Origin of the sequence: Leptospira adleri (assembly GCF_002811985.1) — a bacterium.
GTDB classification, from domain to species: Bacteria; Spirochaetota; Leptospiria; order Leptospirales; family Leptospiraceae; genus Leptospira; species Leptospira adleri.
Map to the genome: position 1 here is coordinate 1 of NZ_NPDU01000101.1, position 12,723 is coordinate 12,723.

Below are 12,723 nucleotides of genomic sequence, written 5' to 3' on the forward strand. Positions count from 1 at the left end.
GATTTCCTCCAATGTCAGGTATATGTCACCTATGTGCCCGGTCTGTTTTGTTACCTATCTGGGCAGTCTGTACCACCTGAGAGTATCCATTCATACTTTACACTTCGTACTCAATACAAGCTTTACAAAAAGAAACTGAAATATGTGAAGCTCAGGTCTGTTTACGTATATCATTTGCTTCCGAAACGTAAGTAAATATAGGAACCGAAAAAAACGAGCGTTGCCATGATGGAGATCAGAATGAAGATGGTGGCAATAATGCGCTGTACACCGTGCGACAGAAATTCTTTGTCCCTTGTGACCTCAGTTCTGAAATTGTGGGGGTGTATAGTTATTGTGTAAGCTTCCAGAAGAACACCCAAAACAATTCCTAACCAGAATAGCGGCGTTTGTAGCACCGTAACGAACTCACCGCCCTTAAAGAAGGAAAGAAGCACGAACAATACTAGAATCATCTTACCCAGTGAAAATTCTTTGAAATATTTGGCCAGGCCGGACCAAAAGCTTTCGGATTGGTTGTTTTCGGACATTAGATCACCTCAATGAAAAAGAATGCAGAAAAAAAGTAGATTAAGACGGGCCATCATTGCGTTTAACGAAAAGTCTCCTAGACGGATAGTGTCCTTAAAGTTTCGCACAAATAGAAATTCGCGAAAAGCTCTCAAGCGGATCAAGCCATGAGCTTTAAAGTTTTTAACTCTTTTAACTTCTCCATGTCAACATACTTTTTAGTTCCCCATTTAGTTGATGCGACGTGCCTGAGACGAGCAGTGGCTAACATGAGAGCGGACTTCCCATCAGGAAAAGCTCCTACGACCTTTGTTCTTCTCTTGATCTCTTTGATGATTCTTTCTAATGGATTGTTGGTTCGAATCTTTCTCCAATGCTCGGAAGGAAAATCCATATAGGAGAGAGTTTCTTCGATACCATCTGAGATGACTTTAGAAGCCTCTTTCAATTTCATCTCTATCAATTTTTCAATCACTGAGTTTGCTTTCTTAAGGGCTTCCTCTTTATTCTCTTGAGAATGGATCGCCTTCAACATTTGAGAGATAACCTTGAAAGAACTTCTCGGAGCTTTCCCGAAAACATTCCTGTAAAAGTGGACAATACATCTCTGCCATTTTGATTCCGGAAAGAAGAATGGAATCGATTCTACTAAGCCTAAACATTTGTCTGAGATGATTAAGTTCACTCCTCTGAGTCCCCGGTCCTTGAGATGCTTCAGGAAGGCTTGCCAACTCTCTTTGTCTTCTCTGGCTCCTTCCATGGAACCGAGAACTTCTCTGTAACCTTCTGAATTGACCCCTATGGCTACGAGAATCGCTACATTACGAACTTCGCCACCCCAAGACTTCTTCAAGTAAAGTCCGTCCAGGTAAACGTAAGGATATTCATCAGTAAGCGGACGGATTCTCCATTCGTCGATTTGAACAAAAACTTTCTGGTTGAGTTTACTGATCGTTGAAGGTGAGACCTTGGTTCCCCAGAGGCTCTCTGTAATGTCCTCGACTCTCCGAACGGAAACTCCAGCGAGATACATCTCCATGAGAGCTTCTTCTACCGAACTCTCCCGTCGCTTGTATCGATCGATGATCGCTGATTCGAACGGAATTGTTCTCAGTTTCGGAACTTTTAACTTTACTTTTCCGGCCTTTGTTTCGAAGTTTCTACTATACGAACCCGCTCTTGTATCCACTCGATCCGGGTTCCTTTCATACTTTGTTGCATTGCAGAGTTTATCTGCTTCCGCATCTAAGAGAGCGTTCAGTGTTTCTTCTACCGAACCTCTTACGAGTTCGCTCAAGTCTTTCTTGAGTTGGGTCTCATCCACTTGGATTGCTTTCAGGTGCGCTTTTTCTTCTTCTGCCCTCATTGGGGGGTTCTCCTTTTTTTGAATTTGCGTGTTACAAACTCAATCGGCAAGGAGAGCCTTCTCGTTCATTCTTTAATCTGCGAAAGATTTAGGACGTTATCCCTAGACGTTTCGCGAGTCCGCAAGGACTTGGCGGGAGACTAGCCACTGCAACGCGAGTGACAAAGCGAAATGTGGCGAAGCCCAAGCATGGGTCGCTATCGATCCCGAAGCGCCGCGACAATTTTTAGTTATACGCTGTCAGATACTTTTATCGAATTTTTCCAGTTCCTAATGGTCCTACCATTTTATCGTTAACTTTCAAAATTTTTGGACCTGCCTGACATGAATGATCAATGTAATAAAATTCGATTAACTAAAGTATGATATGCACGATTTGCATCTAATATTTTTTGGTAATCTTTTGACCCTTGGTTTCCATGGACAATTTGATGGCGAGATCGAAGTGCAAATTGTTCAATCTCATTAAATTCTAAATTCATTTCCTTAAAAAAGGCTACGTCCTTTTCGGATAAGCTCATTTCATTTGCTTTCTTTATTCTATTTAAGATTGGTATCGTTGTAGGTTTATCAGCACCCAAATCTTCGGAGATTTTCGGTATATACTTTTCGAGAATGCTTAAATATGTATCATCTTGTAAATTCTTTCCTTTAGATTTCGATAATGTACTTTTAAACCATTTTCCTTTCAACAAATCGTATGCCGTTGCAAGTGGTTGAATCTGAAGTTCTAAAGAGGCTGTTCTAGCGTATGAAATATGAAATATAATTTGACTCAGATCAAAAATTTCCTTAATTTCTCTATATTTCTTAAAACCGGCGGAAAGAATTTTCTCTATATGGACGTACTCAGAGAATGACAAATCATACGGATATGGAATGTATTCACTTTTTCTGAGATGATGCGAAAGCCCTTCTACAAAAGTTGTTCGGAAATGTTTTACTGTTTTGGTAAAGTGGGTTGCGACTTTTGCATTACCGACAAATACTAATGTTGCCCCTCCCAAAAAAGAAAGGTAATCTTGTAAATCTTGAACTTCCTCTTTTGTTAAAGAGTATTGCTTTTCCGTTCTTATGAACGTTCCAAAATACGATTTAGTTATTTTTTCAGATACTGAACCAATTACAATTTTTTTACCTTCCACTTCCAATAACAGAATACTTGAGCTATTTTGACTTCCAACTTTAAACTGAAAAACTTCTGAAGAAAAGTTACCAATATCAAATTGTACTTTTTCCTCGGTGGTGTATACCAAACTTCTTGGGTAAAAGAAATTATTAAGGTTATTCAAAAAATAGGAGTCTGAGTAAACTTCGTTAAAAGATTTTTTTGGTCTAATGTAATATGTTGCAGAAATCACTTTTCCAGTTATTTTATAGTTTCCTTCTTTAAAGGAATAAGCTTCAGGTATTATATGGTTTGCAATTATTTTAATATTCGGTGTTCTGCCCTGGGCTACAATGTAAGCAGGTCTTTGCAAATTCCGAAAATCTAATTGAATCTGTAAATGATCTTCTTGTTTGCTATTTGATAGTTCAAAATTAATTTGAAAGTCAGAATCTCTTGAAAAGAAAATCTTACAACCTACTAAGGATATATTACTCCTCACTATGTTAAAATTTTCAGATGGAATTTCATTCCAAATTATTTCTTCAAGTTTCATATTTATCAGCTAGCGGATAACGACCAAGGCTTGACGACGTTTCGCGAGTCCGCAAGGACTTGGCACGAGGCTTGCTCTGCAAGGCGAGTGACAAAGCGAAATGTGCCGGAGGCCAAGCGAGAGTTGCGTAGCAATCTCGAAGCGATGCGTCAGAGCCGATAGTTATGCGCAGTAAAATTATTCGAACCTGCTAATCTCGTCGGAGATGATTTCGTCATTTTGACTGATGTCAAAAGCAACCTGAACAAAAATTAAATGATCTTCTTTAATTTTGCGAAAGTGAAAAATATGTAATCCGATAAACAAGAGAAACAGGAAGAATGGAAGGCAATAACAACCGTTACTGGTCAACTCACCCATCTTGTACATGGCCGGCCAAAAAATAAGAAAGCCGATAATGCAACCAACAAGTGAAGTCCCACTACCGTGCAAATTATTTGCCAGCTGTTGCGATCTCTTCGAGGCGCCAGATAGTGATTTATTAATTTCTATAAATGAATACCAAATTCCCGACATAACTGCAAATGAGTTAGATTTAATTAGTTCATCTGAAATATTGAACTTATTTTTATATTTTGTTAACAAATTCTGATAGTTCAATCTTCCGATTCGAAGCGCTTGGTAAACGAACGAAATAAAAGTCCCAGAAATGACAGTTAAAATACTTGGAATCCAAATATTATCAGATATTCCTAGTTCCCATCTTTGACTAAATGAAAAACGATAAATAAATAATTCAATTATCATTATCAAAATAGGTGCAATATATCTTACAAACTTACCTAGTTCAGAAAATATTCCATTGTTATTCAGCATAGAATTTTCTTTTAGCTCTCTTAATATTTCGTTTAACGTATTATTCAATTTTATTGCGCATAACTCAATTTTACCGAATTTCGCCTAAACAATAAACTTGGAGGAATATACGAATATCATTAAGTTCTAACTAACATAAGACAAGGCGCCTATTGATTTCAAGAAAAAAGACCCCACCCTACCCTTTTTTTCTTTAATTTACACGGAGTTTGCCCCGCGCCCGCTTCCGATAACGTGTAATTCTGTCACGAATCCGCAGCTACTCTTTTTGTATGTTCTGGCACATCGGTAACACTCAATACATCTATCAATTGACTAAATTTTAAAACTCATCTGGATGAAGGCATTATAAATATAATCCGTATATAGAATTCCGCCAAAGACTCGGAGACCTAAATTTCTTGATAAATCATATGAAGGATCAAATGAATGAAGATCCTTAGTTTTAGGTTTTGCCACTGCGCCTAAAATCCCCGCGCCCCAAGAAATTACGATTTGATCTGAAATGGAGTAATTTAAAACTACTTCTAATTCTTTTCCGATATAAGTCGATTTTGATTCATTATCTAATTCATTGTACCCTAAAAATGTACGTGGATCACCATACCCGTTTCGAATTACTAAGTCGCCAAACAAGTAAAAGTAGTTAAATTTACCTGAAATATAAAAATTATAAAACGCAGGCGTCCTAAATCGCAAAGATAGCTGAGGTCCAAAAGAATGTGATCCTAAATACAAGTAAAAAGAATCCCCTTGATTCAAACTTAAATTTGAATTTATATACCTTAAGCCGCCCCCAATACCAACTTTATCGCTATATACATTCCAAATCAAGTTAAGCTCTGTATCGAATCGATAATAACTACCAATACTAAAATCTTTTATGTAACAGTCATTCTTCGAACAATATAACGTGCTTTTGCTTAAGTCGGATTTCTTTAATTCGTAGAAATTTGTTTCTATGTAAGAGTTAATTTTGGGTAAGAAGAACTTAAGTCCAAAATAAATATTTGTAGTTCTCTTATTCCGATTATCTATGAAGAGAGCATACTTTTCTTCAAACCATTTTGATTCGAGCGGTTCGATTACAGATGATTGTCTTCGAATAATTAATTCATATTTAGGTTCGAATTTTGATTTTTGAATTTCAGGCTTTATTTGTTCTTCTTCGGCATATAAAATTCCGCTAAAGATACAGCATACGGTGATAATACAATTGATTAATCTTTTCATTAATTCCTTTGATTTTGAAATATTGTCGGCAGAGGATCAATTATCATGAGAAGCCGTTGTTCTTCATTTTAGCGATCGAATATAGTTCAGTGGATTTCTAAAATTTTTATTCATTATTCCTCCCGTAGTGAAATATCTAACGCGTAAATTTTAAAATCAAGGTCCAGACTTTTTAAATAATCGATTATTATGTCATCATCTTTTTTTGAGCTACTATCCTCATTGGCGTAAAGGCTTTCTGAATTTGTTATTATAGCGCATATATAAATGTCTAATGAATCTTTGATTATAAAAGCCTCATGCTTCCTATTATTTCTCGAATATTTAGGAACCGGGAAAAATGCTCTGAAGTCAAGATTGATTGCTTCAAATTTTCTAAGCATTGTGTTTTGATAAAATAATTTGATTTCCATCACGGCAAGATCGCATGGATTATTTTTATCTACCCATTTTTCCCGAAATCTCTCACTTGGATCCCTCGACTCCCAAATAAGCCTAAACTCTGGAAACGGCTTAAAATAAAATTCATCCTCGCTGGACCCTTTCCACCCCGAAGGATTCTTTAAATATTTTAATGCTCTATTCAATGGATCCTTAAGGATACCAAATCTTTGCATCCATAACTGGCTCATTTCCAATTCGGTTATCGTTCCGTTTTTTGGAGTATTTGAATCGTTGAATCTCGAATACAAAACACCGGCACGAATAATTTCAGATCCCTTAGATTTGTCTTTTAATAAGAAATATGGTTTTTCTGAACTGTTCTCTATATGCAATATATCTAATTCAACTCCCTTATATTTAAATGCGTAAAGCAGAAAATCCGGTATTCTATTTAAGTTTGATGATCGTAAAATATCTGCAATATCCGATTGCTTTCTTCTAAACTCAGAATTTACTCCGATTATTTCTTTATTGTCAGCAATCCCATAAATGATAAACCTATCTCTCTCTGAAGGCGAATTTGCTAAACAAAGAATATCGTGCACCAAGGCGACAGCATTTTCATGGTGTTTTTCTTTAAAATCAAGGCAGGAAGACTCACCTTCCTGAAGTAGCTGATTTAATTCATCTTCCGATATTATTTTCATATCCTTAAATGATATTTGATTCAAAAAAAGGCTTATTATCGCTTTTCCAAGACTTCGTTTTTTCAATTCTTATTTATAAGAATTTCTTATTTTACTTAAATCGAATTAGAATCAGCGATCATTTTCTTGCAAATCTAAGTCGAAATTCAATCTCCTCGCCATTCAAACTTAGGAAATGACACTCCGTTTTCAAGGAATATTTATCGACAACTCATATGTGTTTCATAGAAAAATTTAATATAGGTATTTATTTTACAGTTTTATTAAAGGATTCTGATATTCTTTTTTATCCGTTATGTGCAGTAGATTCGCTCAATCAAATCGCTGGTCCAAGGCGAAAGCATTCGAATTCGCAAAGGACATTGATGAAACAAGAAGTCGTTTCAACATCGTATATACGGAAAGCGCGCTCATTATCTTAAAACCCGGAACCGATTATACCGTCGAGGATGCAAGGCTTTGGCTCATGGCGCCATGGTCCAAAAGTATAAAAGAATCTCTTCAATATTCGACCGGTAATGCAAAGTCCGAAACAATCTTTGAACTCAAGTCTTTTAAAGAGCCGATCTTAACTTCCCGATGCGTTATTCCGTGTGATGCAATTTTTGAATCCATAGGGCAAAGTGGATCGAAACAGCCTTTCGCGCTCAGATTAAGAGACAATGAGCCTTTCGGAATGGCTGGGATTTGTTCTCGCTGGAATAATCCGGAGAACGGATCCAAACCTTTTCAATTATCACCGTCCCCTCTAACGAACTTTTTACCAAATACCATCCGAAACAAAGAATGCCAGTCATTCTTCCTTCGGAAAAATATGAAGCATGGCTTGATTCTAAATTAAATACTAAGGAACAAATTTCTCCATTTTTTCAAATTTATCCTTCGGACTTCATGCACGCCTACCCTGTATCGAAATTATTATTGTCTCCTAAGAAGAAATTAGAGGGCGAGGAATGCCTAAAAGAAATTTCCTTGGAAGAAAAAAGAGATACGCTTTTTTAAAAAGGCTTGATCCGAATTTATAAATACATATATTTGTATAGCATACAAATATATGCTACTTTCTAATAATTTCAACTTTAACACCAAGATTCCCCTGCTTAAGACCAGGTTATACGCAGGCTTTCCGAGTCCGGCGGAAGATTATTTCAGAAAAGGTCTCGATCTGAATGACCTTTTAATCAAAAATCCAGAGACGACTTTTGCAAAGCGAGTGGAAGGGAATTCGTGGTCGGAGTATGGGATTTATGACAAGGATATAATCGTCATCGATCGTTCCCTTCCGTTAAGTCATAATAAAATTGCAAGCGTTACCTATGAAGGCGAGTTCACGCTACAAAGAATAGGAAACATCGATGGAACTCTTTGCTTTCTGAATGCCCAAGATGATGGGATCTACTTCCCGATTGATCCGAGCGGACCCGTTAAAGTTTGGGGAGTTGTTCGCCTTGTTGTCCACATCTTCTAAGAAGCGACTCTTCGCATTAGTCGATGTAAATAATTTTTATGTTTCTTGTGAGCGAGTCTTCCATCCTAAGCTAGAAAAAGTTCCAGTTGTCGTTTTGTCAAACAACGATGGATGTGCTGTTTCAAGAAGCGATGATGCGAAGGCACTCGGCATAACGATGGGGATGCCTATCTTTAAGGCGCACGATCTCGTAAAATCAGGGAAGCTTTTTGTTCTTTCAAGTAACTATACTCTTTACGGTAACATGAGTCACAGGTTTCAAGCTGTGCTCAAATCACGTTGTCCGGAAGTAGAGCAATATTCTATTGATGAATGCTTTTTAGAGCTAACTGGCTTTATCAAGGAAGAGAATTCAGTAGAGTTCGGACACAAAATCAAAGAAACAATTCAAAGATACTTAGGCCTTCCGGTGTGCGTCGGAATCGGAGAAACCAAGACTTTATCGAAAGTCGCAAATAAAATCGCAAAATCAAATTTAGAAAGTAAAGGCGTCTTTAGAATTGAACCCGAAAAACGCGAATCCATCTTATCAAAAATTCGACCTTCCGATGTTTGGGGGATTGGTCCTGCCTATGCAAGTTTCTTGGAGGATTGCAATATAAAGACCGCATTGGAGCTCTCAAAACTTCCGGACGACTGGATCCGAAAACAAATGACTATCGTTGGTCTCCGCCTCGTCTATGAACTTCGCGGTACCGTTTGTTACGGAATGGAACATTCCCCTCCCCCGAAAAAAGAAATCGTCGTCGGTCGGGCATACGGCGACTACGTTTCCGATTTGCAGAGCGTAATCGAGGCAACCACAACTTATCTTTCCCGTGCAGTAGAGAAACTTTGGAAGGAGAATAGATACGCACAGGCTTTGTCTGTTTTCATACGAACCGATCCGTTTCAAAAAGAAGATAAACAATATGAAGAAACCATTTATATGAAAATCCCTTTCGCCACCCGAGATCTTTTTGAACTCCAAGCCTATTGTATTGCCGGAGTGAAAACTATTTTCAAGGAAGGTTACAGATACAAAAAAAGCGGAGTTATGCTTTCTGAATTAACGAGCGAGAACAAACGTCAACAGGATTTATTTTACAGGGGCAACTCCGATCGTGCGACTGAAGTAGTTATGGAGATAAACTCTAAATTCTACTCGGGAAAAGTTAGAACCGCGATTACTGGATTCGGATCCCGGAACTGGAGAATGCGACGAGACTTTCAGTCAAAGAGTCCGCTTCATAACTGGAATGAGATCCCGGTCGTGAAGGTTTAAAGAGTGAAGAAGGAAGAATTATTCATTTCCTAAATGGAATTCGAAGACTTCCAAAATAAGGAAAATCATTAGAGTAAGGAAATTGGAAAAAATATGCTTGAGCAACGACACAAATGTGACATAATATTATTATGTCTCTTACAATTTTAAAAAAATCAGAAACATACTCAGACGTCAAACACCCTAATCAAACATGCACGTACATCACTTGTACATATCAAATGAATCCGGAGGTTGTAGAAAAAGCTCGATCCTTTGTACAGGAACAATATTCTAAACTTGGATACGTTGGATACGATTCTGATTTCGATCGCCAATTCGATTTGAATGGATTCGGGCGATATTTTATTGCTCTTAATGAGAAAAATACGATAGTAGCGACCTCCAGAGTGCTCACAAAGGGGCCGAATGGCCTTCCTATCGAATATGCCCTAAGGAAGGATACCGGACAAAAAATGCAATTAGGAACCGGGAATATAGCGGAAATGAATTCTTTCGCTGCAACTTCTATGAAAGAAGGGACACGAGTATTATTAATGGGAGCCGAATTCGTTTTCGAACAAAATTATGAAGCTACCTATGGTCTTTATGATGTTAACCGCCCCGGTGTAGGAAAACTTTATAATCGCTTAGGTGCTGTAGATTCGAAAGATCATCCTTATAAAATTTACTTCCCAGGCTATGGCAAAATTGAATCCGGGAAATTAAACCCAACGGAATGGGCAATACAAGTGTCAGACTATTCTAAAATTATTGCAAAAATACGTCATACGTGACGTGATGTTTCCAGGGGATCTTCTTGGAAACATCACTAATTTTACTTATTGCATCCATTTTGAACTTTATTATTGGGTTCTACATTCTTATAGAAGTTCGTCAGAGGAAAGAATTCCGCGACTTTGCAATACTATGCTTACTGGAAGGGGCATGGGATGTCCTTTTTGCAGTCCCGTTCTATGGTCATTCCTCAACATTATTTTGGACAAGAGCAATGACCATTCCGATGATTTTTTGCCCCCTGCTTCTCGTAAGATTCATTTATCCTTATGTTTTTAACAAAGACCTTTCTCGAATTTGTAATTATTTAATTTTGATCGGGTACATCCTTCCGATTTCGTTATTTAGCTTTACCGACTTATACATCTCCAGTGCGGAAATAATAAATTCAAAGCTTCATTTTGAAGCTGGACTACTTTACGATTATTTTGTCATAGGTGGAGTGATAAGCCTACTTTACTCTATATTAGTTCTCTGCATTGGAATCAAGAGACGCAGAGGCCTAGATCGTGTTCGATTAGTTTATTTTGCAATTGGAGTCTTTGTTTGGTTTAGTTTCATTGGAACATTTACATTTGCTTTTAGACTATTCGGTCTCCCAGAATATAACTTCGTAGCTCCAATTGGTTGCACTCTCGCAACTGCAATCTGGTCGATTGGGATCATAAAGATTAATTTATTTGAATTTGCTGGATTTGAACTATTGGATAAAAAGAATTCTCTATTAGTCAGAACAAACATACTGATTTTGAAAACTGTAGACACCGTTAGTTACGAAAAAGCAGTTCACCGATATAATAAAAATCTGATCTCGCGAATCGTTCAAAATTTTACTCACCTACAAGTTAATTCGGACCTTTCTACCGATGAAATCTATAGCGCGCTCGCGTATAAAAATAAATCCCTTATCCCTCTAGAATTCTATCAGCAAAAGCGTTCATAGAATTTCGCCCTTCTTTATCCATTTTATGAAGCTTCCAAAATATTTCTAAAACTTCGGGAGAATTTTTTACAAAGCGAATAAAAAGGGTAACTTCATCTACTAAGATATTTTTATCCTCCTTAGAATTACCTGATTCAAGTCGAAGCGGCTCTGCTTCAAAATCTCGAACAAAAATAATTGGATCAATTTTTTTATTTTTATATAAATTAATAATAAAATCGATAGTTGGAACATTTTGCCCGCTCAAATAACGGCTAACAGCCGGTTGCGATACTTCTCCTGCTATTGCAAGATCCTCTTGAGTCCAGCCTTGCCTTTTTAATAGATTTTTTAAAATCTGATTAATTTCCATATTTATCCATATATGAATATTTTTTACTTGATTTATTCATATCTGTATATTATCCTTTTATAAATGTCACAGCGACCAATCAGTAGAATTAACTAAAATTCGAAAGTGGGAAATATGCAATCTAAAAGCCATTCATTAAAACGTCTCTTTTTAACTCTAGGAAAAATATCGAGTCCATTTTGTCAAAAGATCACCTACTCTGCATTAAATTGGCGAAAAACAATAATCAATCTAGAGGGTGCCTAAAAGCATTTAAAAACCTTTGGTGTTACCCTCTATATTGTAAACAAAACCAGAGTAGAAACGATTTCTTCAGTCTATCGACAAAATAAGTTCCATGATACGTAACTTCTGTATACTCTAAATTATGGTTCAAGGTGAGTCACAAAACAATAAAGTTTTAGGATATTAAGGATTTCGCTAATGACTAGATACAAGCTCGAATCTTTAAAATTGAGTATGAAGCTCTTTGATCTAAAAAATTCAGACGGAAAACCTCGAACTGAAGCTGAGACTATTGACCTCCTTCTAACAAGATGTGCACTTCAAGAATACTATATGGAAAAGAGAAATCTCCTCAAAGGATATCATCACTGGCTAGATGACCAAGGTCTTGAGGAATGGGCGTATGATTGAGCGATTCTTAAATTAAAATGGAAGAGCAAGATTCCAAAAAAGAAAAAGGATCGGCATTTGAATCCGCCGTTTCTAAACAGAAACTTGGAAAGAATGAATTGATAAAGGCGTGTATTAAAATCGCAAATATGAAAAAACCAATGGCAGAGATTACGCGAATCTTAAAACCTCTCGGAATCCCCTACTACACTGTTTATCACGTCTTTATAGGAAAATCAAATCGTCCGGAAGTGTTAGATATTTTTACGAAACTTGGAATTCCTCATGATAGGAAGCCTATTCGTGCACTTCCAAAAAAGCATAGAAACGATGAATGAAAAATCGTTACTGAGATATTTTAAGATAACGTCCAAAATATTTCGCAGATTTAAGAATGAATGAGAAGGCTCTCCTTGCCGATTGAGTTTGTAACGATCAAATTCAAAAAAAGGAGAACCCCCCAATGAGGGCAGAAGAAGAAAAAGCGCACCTGAAAGTAATTCAAGTGGATGAGACCCAGCTCAAGAAAGACTTGAGCGAACTCGTAAGAGGCTCAGTGGAAGAAACGCTGAACGCTCTCTTAGATGAGGAAGCGGATAAACTCTGCAAAGCCTCAAGGTATGA

General features: G+C 37.1%; 13 protein-coding genes and 2 pseudogenes. 8 read left to right on the forward strand and 7 right to left on the reverse strand.

Features of this window, described 5'->3' with window-relative positions:
- Positions 1-170: 170 nt before the first annotated feature.
- The 6 genes from CH376_RS22145 to CH376_RS22170 form a co-directional block, all read right to left on the reverse strand.
- Positions 171-530 (reverse strand): hypothetical protein, encoded by a 360-nt coding sequence (locus tag CH376_RS22145; RefSeq protein WP_100787757.1) that lies wholly within the window; start codon positions 528-530, stop codon positions 171-173.
- Positions 531-670: 140 nt separating this feature from the next.
- Complete coding sequence (locus tag CH376_RS22150; protein WP_100788436.1) at positions 671-1,876, reverse strand: IS256 family transposase; 1,206 nt, start codon at positions 1,874-1,876, stop codon at positions 671-673.
- 332 nt (positions 1,877-2,208) lie between these two features.
- Positions 2,209-3,540, reverse strand: a complete 1,332-nt coding sequence (locus tag CH376_RS22155) for a hypothetical protein (protein ID WP_100787755.1) — start codon at positions 3,538-3,540, stop codon at positions 2,209-2,211.
- A 177-nt stretch (positions 3,541-3,717) separates the two neighbouring features.
- Positions 3,718-4,356 carry a hypothetical protein gene (locus CH376_RS22160; protein WP_100787754.1) on the reverse strand — a complete coding sequence of 213 codons (639 nt, stop codon included), beginning with the start codon at positions 4,354-4,356 and terminating at the stop codon, positions 3,718-3,720.
- A gap of 315 nt (positions 4,357-4,671) precedes the next feature.
- Positions 4,672-5,589, reverse strand: a complete 918-nt coding sequence (locus CH376_RS22165; protein ID WP_100787753.1) for a hypothetical protein — start codon at positions 5,587-5,589, stop codon at positions 4,672-4,674.
- Between the two features lie 113 nt (positions 5,590-5,702).
- The gene (locus CH376_RS22170; protein WP_125231993.1) at positions 5,703-6,704 is read right to left on the reverse strand and encodes an AlbA family DNA-binding domain-containing protein; all 1,002 of its coding nucleotides are present in this window, start codon (positions 6,702-6,704) and stop codon (positions 5,703-5,705) included.
- Between the two features lie 271 nt (positions 6,705-6,975).
- On the opposite strand from CH376_RS22170, the pseudogene CH376_RS22175 reads away from it, so the two are divergent.
- The 5 genes and pseudogenes from CH376_RS22175 to CH376_RS24685 all read left to right on the forward strand — a co-directional run bounded on the left by CH376_RS22175 (position 6,976) and on the right by CH376_RS24685 (position 11,132).
- A pseudogene (locus CH376_RS22175) lies at positions 6,976-7,682 on the forward strand (SOS response-associated peptidase).
- Positions 7,683-7,734: 52 nt separating this feature from the next.
- Positions 7,735-8,148, forward strand: a complete 414-nt coding sequence (locus CH376_RS22180) for a LexA family protein (RefSeq protein WP_100787751.1) — start codon at positions 7,735-7,737, stop codon at positions 8,146-8,148.
- Entirely contained in the window at positions 8,132-9,412 is a 1,281-nt protein-coding gene (locus tag CH376_RS22185; RefSeq protein WP_420843581.1) for a Y-family DNA polymerase, read from the forward strand. The genes CH376_RS22180 and CH376_RS22185 overlap by 17 nt, the downstream gene beginning before the upstream one ends.
- Before the next feature lie 131 nt (positions 9,413-9,543).
- Positions 9,544-10,188, forward strand: coding sequence for an LBL_2463 family protein (locus tag CH376_RS22190; RefSeq protein WP_100787749.1), 645 nt, complete (start codon positions 9,544-9,546; stop codon positions 10,186-10,188).
- A 23-nt stretch (positions 10,189-10,211) separates the two neighbouring features.
- Positions 10,212-11,132: a hypothetical protein gene (locus tag CH376_RS24685; protein ID WP_100787748.1), complete on the forward strand. Its 921-nt coding sequence runs from the start codon at positions 10,212-10,214 to the stop codon at positions 11,130-11,132.
- Here CH376_RS24685 and CH376_RS22200 read toward each other — a convergent pair.
- A complete protein-coding gene (locus CH376_RS22200; RefSeq protein WP_100787747.1) occupies positions 11,095-11,484 on the reverse strand; it encodes a helix-turn-helix domain-containing protein in 390 nt (129 codons plus the stop codon). The two genes, CH376_RS24685 and CH376_RS22200, sit on opposite strands and share 38 nt — an antisense overlap.
- Positions 11,485-11,907: 423 nt before the next feature.
- Here CH376_RS22200 and CH376_RS22205 point away from each other — a divergent pair, with 423 nt between their 5' ends.
- From CH376_RS22205 to CH376_RS24920, 3 genes and pseudogenes are all read left to right on the forward strand, one after another.
- Positions 11,908-12,120 (forward strand): hypothetical protein, encoded by a 213-nt coding sequence (locus CH376_RS22205; protein ID WP_100787746.1) that lies wholly within the window; start codon positions 11,908-11,910, stop codon positions 12,118-12,120.
- 17 nt (positions 12,121-12,137) lie between these two features.
- Complete coding sequence (locus CH376_RS22210) at positions 12,138-12,437, forward strand: hypothetical protein (RefSeq protein ID WP_100787745.1); 300 nt, start codon at positions 12,138-12,140, stop codon at positions 12,435-12,437.
- A 125-nt stretch (positions 12,438-12,562) separates the two neighbouring features.
- Positions 12,563-12,723: pseudogene (locus tag CH376_RS24920) on the forward strand (IS256 family transposase); the annotation flags it as partial.

Bases quoted from the DNA above. Each gene is read 5' to 3' on its own strand.
- CH376_RS22145 (WP_100787757.1), bottom strand. From the start codon at position 530: ATGTCCGAAAACAACCAATCCGAAAGCTTTTGGTCCGGCCTGGCCAAA.
- CH376_RS22150 (WP_100788436.1), bottom strand. From the start codon at position 1,876: ATGAGGGCAGAAGAAGAAAAAGCGCACCTGAAAGCAATCCAAGTGGAT.
- CH376_RS22155 (WP_100787755.1), bottom strand. From the start codon at position 3,540: ATGAAACTTGAAGAAATAATTTGGAATGAAATTCCATCTGAAAATTTT.
- CH376_RS22160 (WP_100787754.1), bottom strand. From the start codon at position 4,356: ATGCTGAATAACAATGGAATATTTTCTGAACTAGGTAAGTTTGTAAGA.
- CH376_RS22165 (WP_100787753.1), bottom strand. From the start codon at position 5,589: ATGAAAAGATTAATCAATTGTATTATCACCGTATGCTGTATCTTTAGC.
- CH376_RS22180 (WP_100787751.1), top strand. From the start codon at position 7,735: ATGCTACTTTCTAATAATTTCAACTTTAACACCAAGATTCCCCTGCTT.
- CH376_RS22190 (WP_100787749.1), top strand. From the start codon at position 9,544: ATGTCTCTTACAATTTTAAAAAAATCAGAAACATACTCAGACGTCAAA.
- CH376_RS22200 (WP_100787747.1), bottom strand. From the start codon at position 11,484: ATGGAAATTAATCAGATTTTAAAAAATCTATTAAAAAGGCAAGGCTGG.
- CH376_RS22205 (WP_100787746.1), top strand. From the start codon at position 11,908: ATGACTAGATACAAGCTCGAATCTTTAAAATTGAGTATGAAGCTCTTT.
- CH376_RS22210 (WP_100787745.1), top strand. From the start codon at position 12,138: ATGGAAGAGCAAGATTCCAAAAAAGAAAAAGGATCGGCATTTGAATCC.